The sequence below is a fragment of the Limnohabitans radicicola genome (assembly GCF_014837235.1).
In the GTDB taxonomy this organism is placed as follows: Bacteria; Pseudomonadota; Gammaproteobacteria; order Burkholderiales; family Burkholderiaceae_C; genus Limnohabitans_A; species Limnohabitans_A radicicola.
This window is the reverse complement of sequence record NZ_JACYFT010000001.1, coordinates 1,278,345-1,299,098: the sequence shown is the minus strand read 5'-3', so window position 1 is coordinate 1,299,098 and position 20,754 is coordinate 1,278,345. Positions and strand designations below refer to the sequence as shown.

Annotated in this window: 17 protein-coding genes; 12 read left to right on the top strand and 5 right to left on the bottom strand. The window is 62.8% G+C overall.

Translation table 11 applies throughout. The annotated features are described in order from the left end of the window. Nucleotides 1–18: 18 nt before the first annotated feature. Nucleotides 19–1,137, top strand: coding sequence for an alkene reductase (locus tag IC609_RS06430; RefSeq protein WP_191818586.1), 1,119 nt, complete (start codon nt 19–21; stop codon nt 1,135–1,137). Here IC609_RS06430 and IC609_RS06425 read toward each other — a convergent pair. Both IC609_RS06425 and IC609_RS06420 read right to left on the bottom strand, forming a co-directional pair. Then, nucleotides 1,119–2,531, bottom strand: coding sequence for a sensor histidine kinase (locus IC609_RS06425; RefSeq protein ID WP_191818585.1), 1,413 nt, complete (start codon nt 2,529–2,531; stop codon nt 1,119–1,121). The two genes, IC609_RS06430 and IC609_RS06425, sit on opposite strands and share 19 nt — an antisense overlap. Continuing rightward, on the bottom strand, nt 2,528–3,220 hold the full coding sequence (locus tag IC609_RS06420; protein WP_191818584.1) for a response regulator transcription factor: 693 nt from the start codon (nt 3,218–3,220) through the stop codon (nt 2,528–2,530). Before IC609_RS06420 ends, IC609_RS06425 begins: the two co-directional genes overlap by 4 nt. A gap of 88 nt (nt 3,221–3,308) precedes the next feature. Here IC609_RS06420 and IC609_RS06415 point away from each other — a divergent pair, with 88 nt between their 5' ends. The 3 genes from IC609_RS06415 to IC609_RS06405 are packed head-to-tail and all read left to right on the top strand — an operon-like array spanning nt 3,309 to nt 8,902. Continuing rightward, nucleotides 3,309–4,634, top strand: coding sequence for a TolC family protein (locus IC609_RS06415; RefSeq protein ID WP_225224005.1), 1,326 nt, complete (start codon nt 3,309–3,311; stop codon nt 4,632–4,634). Nucleotides 4,635–4,667: 33 nt separating this feature from the next. Beyond that, nucleotides 4,668–5,828 carry an efflux RND transporter periplasmic adaptor subunit gene (locus tag IC609_RS06410; protein WP_191818583.1) on the top strand — a complete coding sequence of 387 codons (1,161 nt, stop codon included), beginning with the start codon at nt 4,668–4,670 and terminating at the stop codon, nt 5,826–5,828. Beyond that, entirely contained in the window at nt 5,825–8,902 is a 3,078-nt protein-coding gene (locus IC609_RS06405; RefSeq protein ID WP_191818582.1) for an efflux RND transporter permease subunit, read from the top strand. Before IC609_RS06410 ends, IC609_RS06405 begins: the two co-directional genes overlap by 4 nt. Before the next feature lie 96 nt (nt 8,903–8,998). Here the strand turns inward: IC609_RS06405 and IC609_RS06400 are convergent, their stop codons facing one another. Continuing rightward, nucleotides 8,999–9,580: a hemerythrin domain-containing protein gene (locus IC609_RS06400; protein ID WP_191818581.1), complete on the bottom strand. Its 582-nt coding sequence runs from the start codon at nt 9,578–9,580 to the stop codon at nt 8,999–9,001. 105 nt (nt 9,581–9,685) lie between these two features. Then, nucleotides 9,686–11,911 (bottom strand): heavy metal translocating P-type ATPase, encoded by a 2,226-nt coding sequence (locus IC609_RS06395; protein ID WP_191818580.1) that lies wholly within the window; start codon nt 11,909–11,911, stop codon nt 9,686–9,688. Between the two features lie 66 nt (nt 11,912–11,977). Between IC609_RS06395 and IC609_RS06390 the strand changes: the two genes are divergently transcribed. From IC609_RS06390 to minE, 8 genes are all read left to right on the top strand, one after another. Continuing rightward, entirely contained in the window at nt 11,978–12,175 is a 198-nt protein-coding gene (locus tag IC609_RS06390) for a heavy-metal-associated domain-containing protein (RefSeq protein WP_191818579.1), read from the top strand. Nucleotides 12,176–12,225: 50 nt separating this feature from the next. Beyond that, entirely contained in the window at nt 12,226–13,104 is an 879-nt protein-coding gene (locus IC609_RS06385) for a pirin family protein (RefSeq protein WP_191818578.1), read from the top strand. Between the two features lie 156 nt (nt 13,105–13,260). Next, nucleotides 13,261–13,743, top strand: a complete 483-nt coding sequence (locus IC609_RS06380; protein ID WP_191818577.1) for a Spy/CpxP family protein refolding chaperone — start codon at nt 13,261–13,263, stop codon at nt 13,741–13,743. A 106-nt stretch (nt 13,744–13,849) separates the two neighbouring features. Continuing rightward, the gene (locus IC609_RS06375; RefSeq protein WP_191818576.1) at nt 13,850–14,689 is read left to right on the top strand and encodes a DUF2189 domain-containing protein; all 840 of its coding nucleotides are present in this window, start codon (nt 13,850–13,852) and stop codon (nt 14,687–14,689) included. Continuing rightward, nucleotides 14,686–14,895, top strand: coding sequence for a DUF2788 domain-containing protein (locus IC609_RS06370; RefSeq protein WP_191818575.1), 210 nt, complete (start codon nt 14,686–14,688; stop codon nt 14,893–14,895). The genes IC609_RS06375 and IC609_RS06370 overlap by 4 nt, the downstream gene beginning before the upstream one ends. Nucleotides 14,896–15,178: 283 nt before the next feature. Continuing rightward, nucleotides 15,179–15,955, top strand: a complete 777-nt coding sequence (gene minC, locus IC609_RS06365) for a septum site-determining protein MinC (protein WP_191818574.1) — start codon at nt 15,179–15,181, stop codon at nt 15,953–15,955. A 45-nt stretch (nt 15,956–16,000) separates the two neighbouring features. Beyond that, a complete protein-coding gene (minD, locus tag IC609_RS06360) occupies nt 16,001–16,816 on the top strand; it encodes a septum site-determining protein MinD (RefSeq protein WP_191818573.1) in 816 nt (271 codons plus the stop codon). Nucleotides 16,817–16,818: 2 nt separating this feature from the next. Beyond that, complete coding sequence (gene minE, locus IC609_RS06355; RefSeq protein WP_191818572.1) at nt 16,819–17,079, top strand: cell division topological specificity factor MinE; 261 nt, start codon at nt 16,819–16,821, stop codon at nt 17,077–17,079. 56 nt (nt 17,080–17,135) lie between these two features. Here the strand turns inward: minE and IC609_RS06350 are convergent, their stop codons facing one another. Then, on the bottom strand, nt 17,136–20,657 hold the full coding sequence (locus tag IC609_RS06350; RefSeq protein ID WP_191818571.1) for an indolepyruvate ferredoxin oxidoreductase family protein: 3,522 nt from the start codon (nt 20,655–20,657) through the stop codon (nt 17,136–17,138). Nucleotides 20,658–20,754 lie beyond the last annotated feature (97 nt).

The window sequence follows — 20,754 nt, the reverse complement described above, 5'->3', positions numbered from 1 at the left end:
ACCACCCCACCTGCCACCATGAGCACCTTGTTTGAACCTGTTACCGCGGGCGCACTGCGCCTGTCCACCCGCATCGTCATGGCGCCGCTCACGCGCAACCGCGCGCCGGGTGCACTGGCCAATGCCCACATGGCCGCGTATTACCGCCAGCGTGCCAACCCGACCACCGGGGCGGGGCTGATCGTCACCGAGGCCACCGCCATCAGCCACCAGGGCCAGGGCTATGCCGATGTGCCCGGCATTTGGAGCGCCGAGCAGGTGGCCGCCTGGAAACAGGTGACCGATGCCGTCCATGCCGAGGGCGGTCAGATCGTCATGCAGCTGTGGCACGTGGGCCGCATCTCGCACACCAGCCTGCAGCCGGGCGGCGCGGCCCCGGTGGCCCCTTCGGCCATCGCCGCCAAAGCCAAAACCGTGCTGCTCATCGAGGGCAAGGCGCAGTTCGTCGAGACCTCTCCGCCGCGGGCGCTCGATGCATCCGAGCTGCCCGGCATCGTGGCCGACTACCGCCGCGCCGCAGCCAACGCCATCGCTGCAGGTTTTGACGGTGTGGAGGTGCACGCGGCCAACGGTTACCTGATTGACCAGTTCCTGCGCCGTGGCAGTAACCAGCGCAACGACGCCTACGGCGGCAGCATCGAGAACCGCGCCCGCTTTTTGCAAGAAGTGATGCAGGCCGTGGTGGCCGAGATCGGTGGTGATCGCACCGGCATCCGCATCTCGCCCGTGACGCCCGCCAACGACGCGAGCGACGACGCACCGCAGCCCCTGTTCACGCATGTGGTCAAGGCACTGGCCCCCCTGGGCCTGGCCTTTGTGCACGTGATCGAAGGCTCCACAGGTGGCCCGCGTGACCACCAGCAAGGCCCGGCACCGTTTGACTATGCCGCGCTGCGCCAGGCCTACCGCGACGCAGGCGGGCAGGGCGCATGGATGGTCAACAACGGCTATGACCTGCCACTGGCCAACCAGGCCCTGGCCGAGGGTGCTGATCTGGTGGCCTTTGGCCGCCCCTTCATCGCCAACCCCGATCTGGGTGCGCGGCTGCGGCAAGGCGGGCCCTTCAATACGCTGGACCGCGCCACGCTGTACGGCGGCGGCGAAGCCGGTTACCTGGACTACCCGACCCTGGGCTGAGTCGCAAAGACCAGACTGACGCGCAGGCCACGGCCTTCCTCGCCCGTGTCCAGGGTCAGCGTCGCACCCAGGATGCGGGCGTATTCCGACACGATCGCCAAACCCAGGCCCGAACCCTGCTTGAGGGCTTCGCCCGCGCTGCCCTGGCCCCAGCGGCTGAGCACCCGTGCGCGCTGCGCCTCGGTGATGCCCGGGCCGTTGTCGAGCACCGACAGCACCACCTGGGCCGTGCGCGGGTCATGGGCAATTTCCACAGTGACATGACGCTCCTGTGGCGCATCCGGCAAGCCATAACGCAGGGCGTTGTCGATCAGGTTGTCGAGCACGCCTTCGAGCAAGGCGCGTTGGGCCAGCACAAACACAGGCACATCGAGTCCGCGTGCACCCAGGTCCACACCCAGCGTATCGGCGCGGTGCAGGTGACGCATCAGCGTGTCGCGCACCACCTCGTCGAGCGCGATGCGCTGCGGCTGCAAGACTTGCTCGGCTTCTTCGGCCAGCGCCAGGGCCAGCAACTGGTCAATCAGGTGGCTGGCCCTCTCCTGGCTTTGGGCGATGCTGCGCAACTGCTCTTGCCAGACCCTCGGGTCCGACTGGGACAACGCGTATTCGGCCAGCGCACGCACCCCCGCCAGCGGTGTGCGCAGCTCGTGCGCCACGTTGCCAGCAAACTCCCTTTGCGCCCGCACACTCTGGCCAATGCGCAGCAGCAGGGCGTTGACCGCTTCGGCCAGGCGCTGCACATCGCGCGTTCGGCTGGACACCGCCACGGGCGTGAGGTCACGCGCATCACGCTGTGCCACGGCTTGCTCCAGGTCCATCAACGGCTGCACGTCCTCCTGGATCACGCGACGCAGCCACAAAGCCAGCCAGATCAGCAGCAGCACCTGAGGGGCCACCGAGATGAACAGCAAGCGCTGGAACAGACGGTCCTGGCTGCTGGTGGTCTGGGCCACCACCACGGTGAAGGGTTGCGGACGCTGGCGGTCCAGCACCACCGCGCGCAAAACGCGGTTCTGGAAACTGATCTCGGAAAACTGCGGTGACGCCAGCGACCCATCCGTGCTGGCCTTCAAACCCGGATGGCCCGCCAGCAAGCGGCCATCGGGCAGGTAAACCGCAAAATAAAGCGACTCGTTCTGGTCAAACAGCAGGGTACTCATCTCTGTGGCCGTCAGCCCCAGGGTCAAGGTGTCCTGGTCTGCCGCACGCACATGGCTGGCCACCGCATACGCATCGTCAAGCAGGGCACGGTCAAAGGCCTGCTGCGTGAAGTAACGCGCCACCGCCAAAGCCAGCAAGGTGCCCAGGAGCCAGGTCACGGCCAGCGGCACGATCACATGCCGCAGCAAACGCGTGCGCAAAGAGCGTGGTGCGGACGCAGAGGTGTTCAAGGCCGCTCTTCTTCCATGAGGTAGCCAATGCCACGCAAGGTGCGGATCGATGCGCCCGAATGCGCCAGCTTTTTACGCAGGCGCGAGATGAAGGCTTCGAGCGCGTTGTCGGCGAGCGCGCCGTCAAAGTCCGAAAGCTTGTTGGACAGGTCTTTCTTGCTCACCGTGCGCCCCGGCGGGGTCATCAGCTCCCAAAGCACTTCCAGCTCACGCGCAGGCAGAACCAGTTCTTCGCCCTCCACCAGCGCACGGCGGCCCTTGCGGTCCAGCACCAGCTGGCCCACCTGGGTCTGGTCGTCCGCGCCCTGGCTGCGGCGCACCAGCGCACGCAAGCGGGCCTCGACCTCGGCCAATTCAAAAGGCTTGCCCAGGTAGTCGTCGGCCCCGGCATCGAGCCCGGCAATGCGCTCATCGGTGCGGTTGCGCGCCGTCAGCACCAGCACCGGGGTTTTGTCGCCCTTGGCGCGCATCTCGCGCAGCAGCGTGAGGCCACTGCCCATGTCCGAGCGCTGGCGCTCGCTCAGGGGCAGGTTCAGGTCCAGCAGCACGGCGTCAAAAGCCTGCACACGCCACAAATGGGTGGCGGTGGCCAGGTCCGAAGCGGGATCCACCCGGTGGCCGGCATCGACCAGGCTGCGCAGCATGACCGCCTGCAGCACCGGATCGTCTTCCACCAACAGAATGCGCATGCCTCTGAACCCCGTCGTTGCCCTGTGCGTCGCGCCTGGGACACCCCGAGTCAGGTGTTGGTCAGGCCGCATCGCGGATAAACAAGCCATGAGCATACGACACTTGTTTTTGATGGGCGCCCTCCTGGGCGCCGCTACCCCCTGGGCGCAGGCCGCTGACACACCATCTGTTCCCGCTGCGGCAGCGTCTCCTCTGACCCTGCAGCAGGTGCTGGAGGCCGCCCGCCAGAACCCCGACACGGTGGCTGCGCAGCGCGCGGCCGACGCCGCGCGCGCCGACGTGCAGGCCGCCAACCGCGCACCCGCGCCCACGCTGTCGGCCGGGGTCTCATCCATCGACCTGCAAAACGGCGCTGGCAGCGGCCCATTCTGGACGCAAAAGCGCCTGGACAAATCGCTGGGCCTGGACTGGACCTGGGAGCGCGGCAACAAGCGCGCCCTGCGCACCGAAGTGGCCGAGCGCAGCGCCCGCGCAGCCCAGGCCGACGGCACCGACATGGCGGTCATGCAGCAAATCGGGGCGCAAAACGCGTTTTACGACATGCTGGCCGCGCAGCAGCGGCTGCAGACCGTGCAGGCCATCGCCCAAAGCGCCCAGCAACTGGCCGACACCGCCGCCCGCCGCCTCAAAGCGGGCGACCTGTCGTCGCAAGAAGCGGCCCGCACCCGCATCGAGGCCGAACGCGCCCGCGCCGATGTGCACAGTGCCCAGCGGGAACAACAGCAAGCCGCGCAGCTGCTGTCGACCTGGACCGGGCAAAAGCCACCCGTGGGCGGCTGGACCGCGCAAGGCACCTGGCCCACAGCGCAGCCAAACGCCGCGCAAGCCGAAGACGCCATCGATGCCCTGGTCGAGCAACGCCCCGATGTGGTCGCCGCGCGCGAACGCGTGGCCGCCGCCCAGGCCGCCTTGCAGGCGGCGCAGGCCCTGCGCAGCGCCGACCCCAGCATTGGCGCCACCTTCGACCATTACCCCGATGGCACCCGCACCAACCGGCTGCTGGGCTTGCGCATCTCGATACCCCTCAACGGCTGGCAACGCTTTGACGGCGAAATCGGCCGAGCCCTGGCGCAAGAGCAGCAAAGCCAGGACCTGCTGCAAAAGACCCGTGTGCAGGCACGCAGCGAACAGGTAGCCCTGATGCAAGGCTGGCAAGCCAGCGCCGGGCGCCTGAAGATTTACGAGGAGCAAATCATCCCACAAGCCACGCAGGTGGCTGCGCAGGCCGAGCTGGCCTACAGCAAAGGCGGTCTGACGCTGACCGACCTGCTGGACGCGCGCCGCACCCTCAAAACCACCCAACTCGAAGCCCTGGCCGTGCGCAGCGAACACGCCAAGGCCCTGGGCACCTGGCAATTGCGCAGCGCCAGCCCCGAGGCCCTGCAATTGCGCAGCGCCACCACCCCACCTTGATGGCAGCAGCCCATCGCACAGATTGAGCACACCATGTCTTTGAAAAAATTCCCCACCCTGATCGCCATCGTGAGTTTGGTGGGCCTCACGGCCTGCCAGGACAAAGCCGAGCCCGTCGCGGGCACGCCCATGCCCATCATCCAGAACGACCAGCTGCGCTACCCCGCCGGGCACCCGCAACTGCCTCTGCTGGTGAGCACCCCCGCCACAGCCGCCAAAGCGATTGCCATCGAGTTGCCGGCACGTCTGGTCTGGAACGAGGAAAAAACCCAGCGCATTTACCCTGCGTTTGCCGGTCGCGTGACCCATATCACGGCCGATGTCGGCCAGTCGGTCGGTGCAGGCCAGGTGCTGGCGCAACTGGCTTCGCCCGAGTTTGGCGCCGCCCAGGCCGACACCTCACGCGCCGTGGCCGATGCCACCCTCGCGCGCCAGGCCCTGCAGCGCCAACGCGAACTGTTTGAGGCTGGCGTGGTCGCCCGCAAAGACCTGGAGCAGGCCGAAGCCGATGCCGCACGCACCCAGGCCGAGGTGGCCCGCGCGCAGGCCCGCACCAGCCTGTACGGCAGCGCCTCCGGCGTGAACCAGCAGCTGGGCTTGCGCAGCGACATCCGTGGCGTGGTGGTCGAGCGCAACCTCAACCCCGGCCAGGAAGTGCGCCCCGACGGCACCGGCCCGGCCATGTTCGTGGTGTCCGACCCCAGCACCCTGTGGGTGCAAATCGACGCCCAGGAAGCCGATGTGGGCGACCTGCGCCCGGGCGTGAAAGTGGGCTTGGTGGTGCCGACCTTGTCCGATCAAAAATTCGAAGCCACTGTCCAAGCGGTGACCGACCAGATTGACCCGACAACCCGAACGATCAAGATCCGGGCCACCGTCAGCAACCCCAAGCGTTTGCTCAAAAACGAGATGCTGGCCAAGGTGCGCTACGAACGCAAAGTGGGTTCGGGCCTGGAAGTGCCCGCCACTGCGGTGTTCCTGCGTGGCAACCAGCACTATGTTTTTGTGCAAAGCCAGGCGGGCGTGTTCGAGCCCCGTGATGTGACCGTGTCCTACGAAGGCCCCAAACAGGTTTTGCTCAGCAGTGGCCTGAAAGACGGCGAACAGGTCGTCAGCCAAAACGGTCTGCTGCTGGCGCGTGAATTGCGCATTGCCCAGGAAGCCGCCCACGCAGCGACACAGGCCAAACCATGAAAAAGCTCATCCATTACGCCCTGAACCAGCCGCTGTTCATCGTGCTGGGCACGCTACTGTTCGTGATGGCGGGCGTCATCGCATTCAAGAACCTCTCGGTCGAAGCCTTTCCGGACGTCACCGACACCCAAGTGACGGTGATCTCGCTGTACCCTGGCCGTGCGGCCGAAGAGGTGGAAAAGCAGGTCACCCTGCCCATCGAGGTCGCACTGGCGGGTCTGCCCAACTCGATCCGGGTGTTCTCACACACCCAGTTTGGCCTGTCATTCACCGTGGTCACTTACAACGACAACGCCGATGTGAACATCGCACGCCAGCAAGTCAACGAACGCCTGCGCGGGGTCGATCTGCCCCCGGGCGTGGAGGCGAACATCGCCCCCAACGCCACGCCCGTGGGCGAGATCATGCGCTACCGCCTGCGTGGCGATGGCCAGACCACCACCGAGCTGCGCACCTTGCAAGACTGGGTGGTCGAGCGCGCTTTGCGGCAAGTGCCCGGCGTGGCCGATGTGGTCGCCATGGGCGGCTTCATCAAGCAATACGAAGTGCAGCCCGACCTGGAAAAACTGCGCGCACACAAGCTCACGTTCCAGAACCTGCTTGACGCGCTGGGTCGGGGCAATGCCAACGCGGGCGGCAGCTATGTTGCGCAAGGTCTGCAGCAGTTCGCCATCCGGGGCATTGGTCTCTTGCGTTCGCCCGAAGAAATTGGGCAGGTGGTGGTCGCCACGCGCAACGCCACCCCGATTCTGATGCGCGATGTGGCGAGCGTGAAAATCGGCGCCGTGCCGCGCCTGGGCACGGTGGGCCAGGACTCGGACAACGATGTGGTCACCGGCATCGTGGTCATGCGCAAGGGCGAAAACCCCAGCGTGGTCCTCAAGGGCGTGAAGGAAAAACTGAACGAACTCAACACCCGCGGGCTGCCGCCTGGCGTGCAGGTCGTGCCGTTCTATGACCGCGCCTGGCTGATGGACAAAACCCTGTCCACCGTGTTCAAAAACCTGGTCGAAGGCGCGCTGCTGGTGTCGCTGGTGCTCTACATCTTCCTGTCCAACCTGCGCGCCAGTTTGGCCGTGGTGGCGGTGATTCCTCTGGCGCTGCTGTCGACTTTTCTGGGCCTGAAGATCATGGGCATCCCGGCCAACCTGCTGAGCCTGGGCGCGATGGACTTTGGCATCATCGTCGACGGGGCGGTGATCGTGATCGAGAACATCATGCACCGCCTGGCCGAGCGCGGTGAGGGCATGAACGACAAGGAGCGCAAGACGCTCATCACCGAAGCCACCAACGAGGTGGGGCGTCCCACACTGTTTTCAATGCTGATCATCATTGCGGCGCACATCCCGATCTTTGCGCTGCAACGCCACGAAGGCCGCATCTTCCAGCCCATGGCGCTGTCGGTCACTGCGGCACTGATCGGATCGCTCATCTTCTCGCTCACGCTGGTGCCATTGCTGGCCTACTGGATGTTGCGCAGGAAGTTGCCCCATGGTGACAACCGTGTGGTGGCCAAAGCCAAGGCCTTGTACCGTCCCACGCTCGAGTGGGCGCTGGAACACCGCCGCAAGGTGGTGGGCATCGCCATCGGCTGCTTTGTGCTGTCGATGGGCGTGGCTTCGCGACTCGGTTCAGAGTTCTTGCCCGAGCTCAACGAAGGCACGATCTGGGTGAACGTGCGTTTGCCCGCCAGCGTGTCCAACGAAGAGGCCACCCGCATCCTGCGCCAGGTGCGCCAGACACTGATGACCGTGCCCGAAGTGCGCACCACCGTGTCCAAGGCAGGCCAGCCCGAAGACGGCACCGATCCCAAGACCATCAGCATGGCCGAGGTGTTTGTTGACATCAAACCGCAAGAGCAGTGGCGCAAAGGCCTGACCCGCGAAAAACTGATCGACGAAATGGACCAGGCGGTCTCAGCGCTGCCTGGCATGGAGCCGACGTTCTCGCAGCCGATCCGGGACAATGTGCTCGAATCCATCTCGCAGATCGACGGCCAGATTGTCATCAAGATCGCCGGGGACGACCTGGTGCAGCTCAAGCAGACCGCCGAAGCCATCGAACGGGAAATCAAGCAGGTCAAAGGCGTGAGCCGTGCCGAAATCGACCGCCAAGGCGAGCTGCCCCAGTTGCTCATCCACATCCAGCGCGAGCAAGCCGCCCGCTATGGCCTGAACGTGGGCGATGTGCAGGATGTGATCGAAGCCGCACTGGCGGGCAAGGGTGCCACCACGCTGTGGGATGGCGAGCGCCGCTTTGACGTGGCCGTGCGCCTGCCGCAAGAGCGCCGCAGCATTTCGGAGTTGGCCGCGATCCCGATTCCACGCCCCGACGGCGGCTATGTGAACCTGGGTGCTGTCAGCACGATTGAGCAAGCCAGCGGCGCGATGAACATCGCCCGCGAACTGGGTCGGCGCACCATGGCCATTGGTATTTTCATCAAAGGCCGCGACATGGGCTCGGTGGTGGCCGACATGAAGCAACGGGTCAATGCCAACGTCAAGATTCCCGCCAACTACAGCGTCAACTGGTCCGGCGAGTTTGAAAACCAGGAGCGTGCCATGCAACGCCTGTCAGTGGTGGTGCCTATCTCGCTGCTGCTGATCTTCGTGCTGCTGTTTGATGCGTTCAGTTCGCTCAAGTCCGCCGTGCTGATCCTGCTGAATGTGCCTTTGGCCCTGATCGGCGGCTTTGTGGCCCTGTGGGTGTTCGACATCCCCTTGTCGGTGTCGGCCGCGATCGGCTTCATTGCCCTGTCAGGCCAGGCCGTGCTCAACGGGGTGGTGATGCTGTCGGTGTTCCAGCAGCTGCGCAACGCGGGTTATTCGGTGATCGAGGCGGTCAAGGAGGGGGCCCAACAACGCCTGCGTACGGTGCTGATGACCGCCATGTTGGCCGCATTGGGCCTGCTGCCCATGGCCATGAGCCACGACATCGGGTCGGAAACCCAGCGGCCATTGGCCATTGTGGTGATCGGTGGCCTGATCACCGCCACCTTGCTGACGCTGGTGGTGTTGCCGGTGCTTTATGCCTCCTGGTTCGCCAAGAACTTGCCTGCCAAAGAAGCGGAATGATCCCCTGACGTGTTCCCCAAAGCATGGGCTTGGATGGCCCATGTGGCGGGGTTGAGCATGGGCACCGACGCCTCCCACCCCTGTGGGCCCGCCTGTTCAGCCCAAACCAATCGGCGCAGGTGCTCGCGCCACGATCAGGCTGAAGAGCTTTTCGTATTCGGCAGGGGGCGGGTAGTGGCCGGTGAGCGGATCGGCGTTTTCGGCAAATGCCGCGTCCAGCCCGCGCCAATCTTCTTCGGTCAGGCAGCGCTCGGCTTCGGGCAGGATGACGCTTTCTTCCAGGTGCATGTGGTCCAAGTAAAAGTCCACGTACTTCTTGAAGGCCTCTTCAAATGCCGTGCGCCGTGACGGCCCCAGCAGCTCCCACGAGAGCAGCAGGTGCTGCAGTTCCCGGGCTGCTTTTTCGCTGTACATGTGGTCACGCTCCAGCTTGTCGATGGCGCCCAGCACCTTGGGCGCGGCCTTGACCACCTTGGGAAACAGCAGGTTGGACTCCTTGGGGTGGTGCAGGCGCTCCGGAAACTCGTCGATGTAGAAGAGCATGGCACGCACCACGTCGAAGAAATTCGTGCGGCTCTCGGCGGGACCGCGCTCGATCAGCATGCGCATGGATTGCAGCATGGCGGCGAGCGAAGCGTGCTCGTCACGGATGATTTGCAGGCTGCGGCGAACAGTCATCGGAATGCTCCTGAGGTGAATGTCGCCAGTGTGCGGACTTTGCGCGGCCCGCACCGTGACGAAAGTCAAGAAAAGCGCATTTCCCGGCCCGGGCCATGGGGGTGTTCAGCGTGACGGCTTCCAGCGTTTGAGCAAGAGCGCGTTGCTCATGACGCTCACCGAGCTCAGCGCCATGGCCCCGCCCGCAATCACCGGGTTGAGGTAGCCCAATGCGGCCAGCGGGATGCCCGCCACGTTGTAGGCGAAGGCCCAGAACAGGTTCTGCCGGATCTTGGCCACGGTGCGCGCCGAGATGTCGAGCGCCGCGCCCACCAGCGCCACATCGCCGCGCATCAGGGTGATGCCTGCGGCGTGCATGGCCACGTCGGTGCCGTTGCCCATGGCCAGGCCCACATCGGCAGCGGCCAGGGCCGGGGCATCGTTCACACCGTCGCCGACCATGGCCACAATGCGCCGCCCCCCAGGTCCACCCTCGCGCAGCTGCAGCACCCTGGCGGCCTTGTCGCCGGGCAGCACATCGGCCAGCACCTCGCCGTCTTCAGGGCGCAGGCCCAGACGCCTCGCCATGGCTTCGGCCGCGGCCTGGTTGTCGCCCGAGATCATCACCAGCTTCAGGCCACGTGAGCGCAAGGCGGTCAACGCCTCGGCCGCACCCGCTTTCGGCTCGTCGCCAAAGGCCATGAGCAGCAGGCCCTGCACACCGGTCGTGGTGCGCTCGGCCAGCGCCGACAGCGTGGCCCCTTGGGCGTGCAAGGCTTGAACATCGGCCGCCCACAACGCGGCGTCCATGCCCTCCTGCTGCAGCCAGCGCAAGCTGCCCAGCAGCAGGGTGCGGCCCGCCACGGTGGCCTGTACACCCCGACCCGGCACCGCGCTGACGTCGCTGGCCGCAGGCACGTCCAGTGCCTGGCCTTGGGCTGCGGCCACCACAGCGCGGGCCAGCGGGTGTTCGCTGCCGCTTTGCACGCTGGCCGCCCAGCGCAGCACGGTGGCTGCGTCTTGTCCCGGCGCAGGCACATGCTGTGTCAAGCGCGGCTGGCCCACGGTGAGGGTGCCCGTCTTGTCAAAGGCCACGGTCTGCACCCGGTGCGCTGTTTCCAGCGCCTGCGCGTCCTTGATCAAAATGCCATGTTTGGCTGCCACCCCCGTGCCCGCCATGATGGCCACCGGGGTGGCCAGCCCCAGCGCGCAGGGGCAGGCGATCACCAGTACCGCCACCGCGTGGATCAGGGCTGTCTCAAAACCGGCCCCCATGAACAGCCAGGCCAGCAGGGTGAACACGGCCACCAGCAACACCACAGGCACAAAAATCTCGGCCACCTTGTCCACCAGCCGTTGGATGGGAGCCTTGGCCGCCTGCGCGTCTTCGACCAGGCGGATGATGCGCGAGAGCACCGTCTCGTGACCCACCGCCGTCACGCGCATGAGCACGCGGCCGTCGCCGTTGATCGAGCCGCCCGTGAGCGAGGCCCCCGGCGCTTTGGACACCGGCAAGGGCTCACCGGTCAACATGGATTCGTCGACCTGGGTCTGGCCTTCGACCAGCTCACCGTCGAGCGGAAAACGCTCCCCCGGGCGCACCACGATCAGGTCCCCGGTCAGGATTTCGTCGACCGGCACATCGACCTCGCCCTCTTCACCGATCCAGTGCGCCTTGTCGGGTCGCAGGGCGTGCAGGGCACGGATGGCTTCGGTGGTCTGGCGCTTGGCGCGGGCTTCGAGCCATTTGCCCAGCAGCACCAGCGTGATGACAACGGCCGAGCCTTCAAAGTACAGGTGCGGTGCATGGTGACTGCTCGTGGTGAGCCACAGCCACACCGACAGCAGCCAGCCCGCCGTCGTACCCAAGGAAACCAGCAAATCCATGTTGCCCGTGAACGCCTTCAGGGCGTGCCAGCCGGCCCTGTAAAAACGCGCCCCCAGGATGAACTGCACCGGCGTGGCCAGCGCGAACTGCAGCCAGGCGGGCAGCATCCAGTGCTGGCCCCAGAGGTCGCCCAACATGGGCAAGACCAGCGGCGCGGACAGCAGCAAGCCCCACGCGACGGGCGCAAAACCAGCCCAGGGTGAGCTGTTGTTGGCTTCGGCCTCGGCGGTTTCCATGGCGCGTGGCTGATAGCCCGCGTCGCGGATGACGCGGCGCAGGCGGGCATCGGTCAGTTCTGGATCGGCCACGGCGATGCGGGCCGATTCGGTGGCCAGGTTGACGGTGGCCGAGGTGACGCCAGGCACTTTGTTCAGGGCTTTTTCGACCCGCGCCACGCACGAGGCACAGGTCATGCCCCCAATGCCGATGTCGATGGTCTGGTTTTCTGGCTTGATCTGTGTCATGTGGCTTGTCTTTTTTTCACTTAAGCTTGTGGCACGCCCTGAGGGCTGCAATTGCAAGGATGCGCCATGAAGCAGATTTTCACCGTGGAAGGCATGAGCTGTGGGCACTGCGAAAAAGCCGTGACCCAAGCGCTGCTGAATCTGGATGCCCAGGCCAAGGTCGTTATCGACCGCAGCCAAAACAAAGTCGAGGTCGAATCCGAACAGCCTCGCGAAGCACTGGCCCAGGCCATTGTCGAAGAAGGTTACCGGGTGCAATCTTGATCTGTGTCAATCGACCGTAAACACTTTGAATTTGCGGCATCATTGGGCACATGACCGAGTTTGTTGAAAACCCCCGCCGCCTGGAAACCCTGGTGGCTGGCCGCGCCACCCGTGACGGTGCAGGCGTGCGGCTGACCCGCGTGCTCACCGGCGAATGGCAACAACGCCTGGACCCGTTTTTGATGCTCGACCAGTTCGGCAGCGACGACCCCAAGGACTATGGGGCAGGCTTCCCAGACCACCCGCACCGGGGTTTTGAGACGGTGACCTACATGATCGCAGGTCGCATGCGCCACCAGGACAGCACCGGTGGCCAGGGGCTGTTGCAAAACGGAGGGGTGCAGTGGATGACCGCCGGGCGCGGCGTGATCCACAGCGAAATGCCCGAGCAGGAAGAGGGGCGCATGGAAGGTTTTCAGCTGTGGCTGAACCTGCCATCGCATCAGAAAATGTACACGCCCTGGTACCGGGACATCCAGAGCGACAGCATTCCGGAAGTCACCACCGCTGAGGGCGTGCTGGTGCGGGTCATCTCCGGTCACAGCCACGGCGTGCAGGGTGCCATGGCCAGACCCGCGAGCGACTACCCGACCGATCCGCTTTATCTGGACCTGCATTTTTCGGGTGACCAGACCTTCAGCCAACCCTTGCCCATCACACACAACGCCCTGGTGTATGTTTATCGGGGAGACTTGCAGGTGCTCGATGCACAGGGCCAGGCTCAGGCACTTGGCCTGCACCGCATGGGTGTGTTGCGCAACGAGGGTGACGGCGTGAGGTTTCGGGCCACCGCCGGGACCCGGGCCTTGTTGATCGCGGGACAACCGCTGGGTGAACCCATTGCGCAGTACGGCCCGTTTGTGATGAACACCCGTGACGAACTGATCCAGGCCGTCGAAGACTTCCAGGGGGGGCGCCTGGGAAGGTGATGCACCCGCATGAGGTGCACCCATGAGAGGCACTGACAAGTTCTCACCGAACTTTACAAACTGTGTGTGCCCGTGCATGGTGACTTTACAGAGGCTGTCCACAATGAATTCTGACCTCAGCGCCTTGGCTGCAGGCCTTCTTTGAAAGGACCCCCCATGAAAATCACCCACCGTCTGTTGATCACCACCAGCCTGCTCGCCACCCTGACAGGCACGGCTTGGGCCCAACCTGCACCCATGGCCGACGGCCAGTCGCCTGCCCGCATGGAAAAGATGCGTGAGCGCATGGCGGAGCGCCACAACAAGCACCTGAATGAACTCAAGGGCAAACTGCAGTTGCAAGCATCGCAGGATGGGGCCTGGACCGCTTTTGCACAGGCCATGCAAGCCCCCGCCAAGCCATTGCAGCGGCCCGATCGCGCTGCGCTTGAGAAACTGACCACGCCCGAACGCATCGATCAGATGATGGCGTTCAAGGCACAGCGCGATGAACACATGCGCCAACGTGCCGAGGCCACCAAGGCCTTTTATGCCGCGCTGAATGCGGACCAGAAAAAAACCTTCGATGCCGAAACTGCCCGTTTCATGAAGCACCGCATGGATCAAGGCATGCACCAGGGCCACCCCATGCGCCCTTGACCCACCACGGTGGCAAGGCCAAAGTGTTGAAAAGGGTCCTCAGGGACCCTTTTCATTTTTGACATGCATCAATTTGCCATTCAGACGAAAGGACTAAGCTTGATGCATGTCTGATCCGCAAAACCCACCCCCTCCGTTTTTGCCTGAAGTGCGTGCCATCGCGCTGGACCAGCCCCTGCAGTGGCTGGTACTGGGCTGGAAAGACATGGCCCGCTCACCCCTGCTGAGCATGGGTCACGGTCTGTTGATGGCCCTGTGGGGAGCATTGCTCACATGGCTGGCACACGACCAGTTCTGGCTACTGGCAGGCTCTGTTTCGGGATTTTTGGTCATTGCACCTGTGCTGGCCACCAGCTTGTACGCCATGAGCCGGGCCATGGAACGGGGTGAGACGGTGGACTTGGCACTTTTGGTCAACACCTGGACCCAATGGCAACTCAAACTGCGCCAGCAACCTGACAGTTATTGGAGCCTGATCCGCTTTGGCCTGCTGCTGGCCCTGGCAGCCACAGGCTGGGTGCTGACTTCGTCGGCGCTGATCACTTTGCTGGCACCCGTGCCCATCCATACCCCCATGGATTTTGTGCGCCATGTGGTATTGGCCAATGACAACTACTTGTTTGAGCTGTGGCTGGCCCTGGGGGGCTTGATGGCAGCGCCCATGTTCGCGTCCAGCGTCGTGTCGATGCCTTTGCTGCTCGACCGCCGTGTCAGCGTGTTGCAGGCCGTTTTGACCAGCTGGAAAGCCGTACTCACCCACCCGGTACAAATGGCCTTGTGGGCCTTCCTGATCATGGGTTTCAGCCTGTTGGGCATTTTTTCGCTGTTCATGGGACTGGTGTTTGTGGTGCCCATGCTGGGGCATGCCAGCTGGCATGCTTACCGCGACCTGGTGGACACCAGCGAGCTGCAAGAACGCTTGAGCCCACAGGAGACCCGGTCATGATGGGGTTCTCCGAGGAGCAATTCGCATGGTTTGGGCTGACCATCGGTGTTGGGGCCTTCATGCTCTACATGCTGTTCATCATTGGGCAACTGGCTTGGGAATCCAAAGCTGGAAAGTTCGGTACTTTTGTGATTTTTCTTGGTTTAGCTTTTGGCATGGTCGGCTTTGTGGCCAAAGGCATCATCCAATGGGTGATCGAAAAATGAGCGCATGAACAAAGCTGTGGATAAAAAAAGAGCAACACCTGAGTTATCCACAAGTTGGGCCTTGGTCACCAAGTTGTTCATGTGGAGCGCGCAAACACAAAGCAAGGGCTTCCACAGGGCTCAAAATCAGGCAAACTGTTGTCACTGAACAGAAAAAAAGCCTTGTCCACAGCAGCAGTCTGCCCTTATCTACTACGACTATTTAAAGATATAAAAATATAGAAAGACAGCCAAGAACAACTGGACTGTTAAGATTTCGCCCATTTCCACACCTTCAGGCCCCATGTCGCTCGCTTCAGCAGCTCCTTTGTCCCATTGCTACGACATCAAAAGTGCCGATTTGCCACTTTTGGCATTGCTGCTGAAAACCACCGACATCCACGCCGTGGAAGCGGCGCTGAAGGCACAACTGGCAGAGTCGCCAGGGTTTTTTGACCACGATCCAGTCGTCATTGATGTGAGCGCACTGGAACTGGATGAAACCTGTCCGGTGATGGACTTTGCCGGTTTGACGGACTTGCTCAGGCAGCAAGGCTTGGTGCCTTTGGCCATCAAAGGCGCTGAAGGACTGCAAAAAGATGCTGCACAGGCCTGTGGGCTGGTGGATGCTTCTGACTTGCGGGTGCGCAGGCCGATGCCTCAACAAGCGGCACCAGAGGCTGTACAAGCCGCAATCGAACCCGAACCCAGGGTACCCCCCCCAGCACAGGCTGTTCCTACCCTGGTGATCGATAAACCGCTGCGCTCGGGTCAACAGGTCTATGCCAAAGGCTCGGATCTGATTGTGCTGGCCATGGTCAACCCGGGTGCCGAGGTCATTGCCGATGGCCACATCCATGTTTATGCCCCTTTGCGTGGCAAGGCGATCGCTGGCGCAAGGGGCAATACCCAGGCCCGGATCTTTGCCCAGTGCATGGAGCCCGAACTGGTGTCCATTGCCGGCATTTACCGCACCACCGACAAGGAATTGGCCTCTGAAGTGCGTGGCCGTCCAGCACAGGTGTTCCTGCAAACCGGGCCGGACGGCGAAAAACTGTTGATCCAGCCCTTGTCGGCCTGAAAATCCATTCTCTGATCTTCATTTCATTCCAGAAAGAAAATACCCATGGCAAAAATCGTTGTTGTCACATCCGGCAAAGGCGGTGTGGGCAAAACCACCACCAGCGCCAGTTTTGCGACGGGTCTGGCCCTCAAGGGCTTCAAGACCGCTGTCATTGATTTTGACGTGGGTCTGCGTAACCTGGACCTGATCATGGGCTGTGAGCGCCGTGTGGTGTATGACTTCATCAATGTGATCCAGGGTGAAGCCAACCTGCACCAGGCGCTGATCAAGGACAAGCAGTGCGAGAACCTGTTCGTACTGGCGGCTTCTCAAACCCGTGACAAGGATGCACTGACGCAAGAAGGCGTCGAGAAGGTCCTGAAAGACCTGGCTGAGATGGGTTTTGAATACATCGTGTGCGATTCGCCTGCGGGCATCGAAACTGGCGCCTTGATGGCCATGCACTTTGCCGATGAGGCCTTGGTGGTGACCAACCCCGAAGTGTCTTCGGTGCGCGACTCAGACCGCATTTTGGGCATGCTCAGCAGCAAGACCAAGCGGGCGATTGAAGGCCAGACACCGATCAAGGAACACCTCCTGATCACGCGTTACAACCCCAACCGTGTGGAAGACGGCCAGATGCTGTCGCTGCAAGATATCCAGGACATCTTGCGCATTCCATTGATCGGTGTGATTCCCGAGAGCGAAAACGTGCTGCAAGCTTCCAACCAGGGCACACCAGCCATCAACATGTCGGCCACCGATGTGGCCGAGGCTTACAAGGACGTGATCGACCGTTTCCTGGGCGAAGACAAGCCCATGCGTTTCACCGAGGCTGAAAAGCCTGGTTTCTTCAAACGCCTGTTCGGAGGGAAATGAGCATGTCCTTCCTGTCTTTCCTGCTGGGTGAGAAGAAAAAGACGGCCAATGTGGCCAAGGAGCGTTTGCAGATCATCCTGGCGCACGAGCGCAGTGGCCGCAACGCCGCTGAACCTGACTACTTGCCGGACCTGCAGCGTGAATTGGTCGCCGTGATCAGCAAGTACATCAAGATCAATCCCAACGACATCAAGGTCAACCTGGAACGCCAGGACAACCTCGAAGTGCTGGAAGTGAAGATCGAGTTGCCTGAGCCCCGCTGAGCGGTTTCATTCATCAGCAAAACCCTGCAAGCCACAAGCTTGCAGGGTTTTGTTTTTCAGGACTGCAGCAGTTGTGCCCAACGCTGGCGCGCAGCGGCCAGGTTGCGTTCCTTGACGTGGCCAAAGCCTTTGATGCTGTCAGGCACATGGGCAATCTCGACCGCACGGGCATGGTTGTCGCTGTTGAGCGATGTGATCAGCTGTTCAACGATGTCGGTGTACTCGGTGATCAACGCTTTTTCGGTCTGGCGTTCTTCGGTGCGGCCAAACACGTCAAATGCCGAACCCCGCAGTGCTTTGAGTCGGGTCAGCAACTTGAATGCAGTGAGCATGCCTGGACCGAATTTTTGCTTGACCAGTTGGCCCTTGTCGTTGCGCTTGGCGATCAGGGGTGGTGCCAGGTGGTAGTGGACCTTGTAATCGCCTTCAAATTGGTCAGCAATGCGCTGCAAAAAAGCCGGGTCGGTGTGCAGTCGAGCCACCTCGTATTCGTCCTTGTAGGCCATCAGTTTGAACAGGTTGCGGGCCACGGTCTCGGCCAGCAGTGTTTTGTTCAAATGGCTTTCGGCCAGATGAACCTTGTCGACGAAATGGCTGTAGCGCGCGGCATAGGCTGCATCCTGGTAATCGGTGAGGATCGCCACCCGTTTGTGCACTATGTCCAGCAGTGTTTCACGTTTGTGAAAACGCACAAGCTGTGAGGGTTGGAGCACTTGCATCACTGCAGGCAAGTGGTGGGCCGCATGACGGCCCCATTCAAAGGCCAATTGGTTGTTCTTGACCTGCACTTCGTTGAGTTCCATCGCCCGCATCAGCGATTCACGGTGCAAAGGGACCCAACCTTTTTGCCAGGCGTATCCCAGCACCATGGGGTTGACGTAAATGGTGTCGCCCATCAGTTGTTTGGCCAGGGTTTCGGCATCGAAGCTGCCAACCTTGTCGTCACCGACTTGCTGCACGATTTCGGCCACGCATTGTTCGGCCGGGTTTTGCCAGTTGCCGTTTTTCACAAATGCTGCGGTGGGGGTGCTGTTGGCGTTCAAGGCCACATGGGTGCGGCCATGGCGCATGCGCAGCAGGGTTTCCTTGCTGGCAGTCACGATCGGGTCGCAGCCAAAGACCAGATCTGCCGTGGCCGTGCCCACACGGGTGGTGCGAATGTCATTTTGCGCGTTGGCCACCAGCACATGGCTCCAGGTGGCACCGCCTTTTTGGGCCAGGCCTGCGGAGTCCTGCGTGACGATGCCCTTGCCTTCCATGTGCGCAGCCATGCCCAGCAATTGACCGATGGTGATGACCCCTGTGCCGCCTACACCTGCCACCACCATGCCCCAGGGCTGATGCAACGCAGGCAAAACGGGTTCAGGCAGCTCTCCGAGAGCTGCAGGTGATGCGGCCTGGGAACCAGTCTTCTTCTTGAGCTGGCCCCCTTCGATGGTCACAAAGCTGGGGCAAAAGCCTTTGAGGCAACTGGTGTCCTTGTTGCAGGTGCTTTGGTTGATGGTGCGTTTGCGACCGAAGTCGGTTTCCAGCGGCTCCACCGACAGGCAGTTGGACTGCACGCCACAGTCGCCACAGCCTTCGCACACGGCTTCGTTGATCATCACGCGCACCGCAGGGTCGACCAGGGTGCCACGCTTGCGGCGGCGGCGTTTTTCGGTGGCGCAGGTCTGGTCGTAAATGATGACCGTGGTGCCTTGGATCTCGCGCATCTCGCGCTGGATGCGGTCGAGCTCGTCGCGGTGGAACACCTGCACGCCCTCGACCAGGGCCACGCCCCGGTATTTGTCGGGCTCGTCGGTGAGGACCACGATGCGCTGGGCACCTTCGCCGCGCATGCTTTGTGCGATCTGCACCACGCTGTGGCCTTCGGGGCGTTCGCCCACGGGTTGGCCGCCGGTCATGGCCACAGCGTCGTTGTAGAGGATCTTGTAGGTGATGTTCACCCCAGCCGCCACGCTTTGGCGAATGGCCAGGATGCCGCTGTGGAAGTAAGTGCCGTCACCGATGTTGGCAAACATGTGCTGGTCATGGCTGAAGGGTTGTTGGCCGACCCAGGGCACGCCTTCGCCCCCCATTTGGGTGAAACCGACGGTACTGCGGTCCATCCAAATGCTCATGAAATGGCAGCCAATGCCTGCCATGGCGCGTGAGCCTTCAGGCACTTTGGTGGAGGTGTTGTGCGGGCAGCCCGAGCAGAACCAGGGCATGCGCTCGGCCGCAGCGCCCAGGGTGAGCGTTTGCATGGAACGCTCTTTGGCGTCGAGCACCGCCAGATGGGCGTCCATGCGGGCGGTCGTGTCGGCATCGATGCCGAGTTTTTTCAGCCGTTTGGCAATGGCCCGCGCAATCATGGCCGGGCTCAAGTCGGCGTTGGCGCGCAGCAGCGTGTTGGCGCTGGGGTTGGGGATGGACCATTCGCCACCGCCATCCACGTCGTCGAATTTACCGACCACGTCGGGGCGCACATCGCTGCGCCAGTTGTAGAGCTCTTCTTTCAGTTGGTATTCGATGACCTGGCGTTTTTCTTCCACCACCATGATCTCGCGCAGCCCGGCGGCAAACTCGCGGGTGGTCTGCGCTTCCAGCGGCCAGACCACCGCCACTTTGTGCAAACGGATGCCCAATTGTCTGCAACGGTCGTCATCGAGGCCTAAATCCAGCAAGGCCTGCCGCGTGTCGTTGTAGGCCTTGCCGCTGGCCATCAGGCCAAAGCGGTCTTGAGGGCCTTCGATCACGTTGTGATTGAGTTTGTTGGCGCGGATGTAGGCCAGCGCTGCATACCACTTGTAGTCAAAAAGCCGCTGCTCTTGTTCCAGTGCGGTGTCGGGCCAGCGGATGTGCACACCGCCCGGTGGCATCGCGAACTCGGGCAGCACGATCTGCACGCGCTCGGGGTCGATGTGCGCCGTGGCACTGGACTCGACGATCTCCTGGATCGTCTTCATGCCCGCCCAGACGCCCGCAAAGCGGCTCATGGCGATGGCGTGCAAGCCCTGGTCGAGGATGTCCTGCACGCTGGCCGGGAAGAACACGGGCAGGCCACAGGCCTTGAAGATGTGGTCGCTCTGGTGTGCCGCTGTGGAGCTCTTGGCCACGTGGTCGTCACCGGCCACGGCCAGCACGCCACCCCATGGGGTGGTGCCCGCCATGTTGGCGTGCTTGAACACGTCCGAGCAGCGGTCCACACCGGGGCCCTTGCCGTACCAGATGCCGAACACCCCATCGAATTTGTTGGAACCTGCGGGTGCAAAGCCCAGTTGTTGGGTGCCCCACAGTGCGGTCGCCGCCAGCTCCTCGTTCACGCCCGGCTGGAACACGATGTTCTGGGCCTGCAGGTGTTTCTTGGCCTTCCAGAGCGACTGGTCGTAGCCGCCCAGCGGTGAGCCACGGTAGCCGCTGATGAAGCCGGCCGTGTTCTTGCCTTGCAGGGCGTCGCGCTGGCGTTGCAGCATGGGCAGTTTGACCAGGGCCTGCACGCCGCTCATGAAAGCGCGACCCACATCGAGGCTGTATTTGTCGTCCAGGGTGACGGTTTCCAGGGCCTGGCGGATGCTGTCGGGCAGAGGGGCGTTCATCGCGTTTCTCCAAAGGTGCGGCTGCTGTCAGTGTAGGGCGATGTGCCTGACAGATGCTTGCTTTATGCGACAGGATTTGCCCTAGGATTTGAAAGAA

Coding starts and splice junctions, on each gene's coding strand:
- IC609_RS06430 (WP_191818586.1), top strand. CDS start 19: ATGAGCACCTTGTTTGAACCTGTTACCGCGGGCGCACTGCGCCTGTCC.
- IC609_RS06420 (WP_191818584.1), bottom strand. CDS start 3,220: ATGCGCATTCTGTTGGTGGAAGACGATCCGGTGCTGCAGGCGGTCATG.
- IC609_RS06415 (WP_225224005.1), top strand. CDS start 3,309: ATGAGCATACGACACTTGTTTTTGATGGGCGCCCTCCTGGGCGCCGCT.
- IC609_RS06410 (WP_191818583.1), top strand. CDS start 4,668: ATGTCTTTGAAAAAATTCCCCACCCTGATCGCCATCGTGAGTTTGGTG.
- IC609_RS06405 (WP_191818582.1), top strand. CDS start 5,825: ATGAAAAAGCTCATCCATTACGCCCTGAACCAGCCGCTGTTCATCGTG.
- IC609_RS06400 (WP_191818581.1), bottom strand. CDS start 9,580: ATGACTGTTCGCCGCAGCCTGCAAATCATCCGTGACGAGCACGCTTCG.
- IC609_RS06395 (WP_191818580.1), bottom strand. CDS start 11,911: ATGACACAGATCAAGCCAGAAAACCAGACCATCGACATCGGCATTGGG.
- IC609_RS06390 (WP_191818579.1), top strand. CDS start 11,978: ATGAAGCAGATTTTCACCGTGGAAGGCATGAGCTGTGGGCACTGCGAA.
- IC609_RS06385 (WP_191818578.1), top strand. CDS start 12,226: ATGACCGAGTTTGTTGAAAACCCCCGCCGCCTGGAAACCCTGGTGGCT.
- IC609_RS06380 (WP_191818577.1), top strand. CDS start 13,261: ATGAAAATCACCCACCGTCTGTTGATCACCACCAGCCTGCTCGCCACC.
- IC609_RS06375 (WP_191818576.1), top strand. CDS start 13,850: ATGTCTGATCCGCAAAACCCACCCCCTCCGTTTTTGCCTGAAGTGCGT.
- IC609_RS06370 (WP_191818575.1), top strand. CDS start 14,686: ATGATGGGGTTCTCCGAGGAGCAATTCGCATGGTTTGGGCTGACCATC.
- minC (WP_191818574.1), top strand. CDS start 15,179: ATGTCGCTCGCTTCAGCAGCTCCTTTGTCCCATTGCTACGACATCAAA.
- minD (WP_191818573.1), top strand. CDS start 16,001: ATGGCAAAAATCGTTGTTGTCACATCCGGCAAAGGCGGTGTGGGCAAA.
- minE (WP_191818572.1), top strand. CDS start 16,819: ATGTCCTTCCTGTCTTTCCTGCTGGGTGAGAAGAAAAAGACGGCCAAT.
- IC609_RS06350 (WP_191818571.1), bottom strand. CDS start 20,657: ATGAACGCCCCTCTGCCCGACAGCATCCGCCAGGCCCTGGAAACCGTC.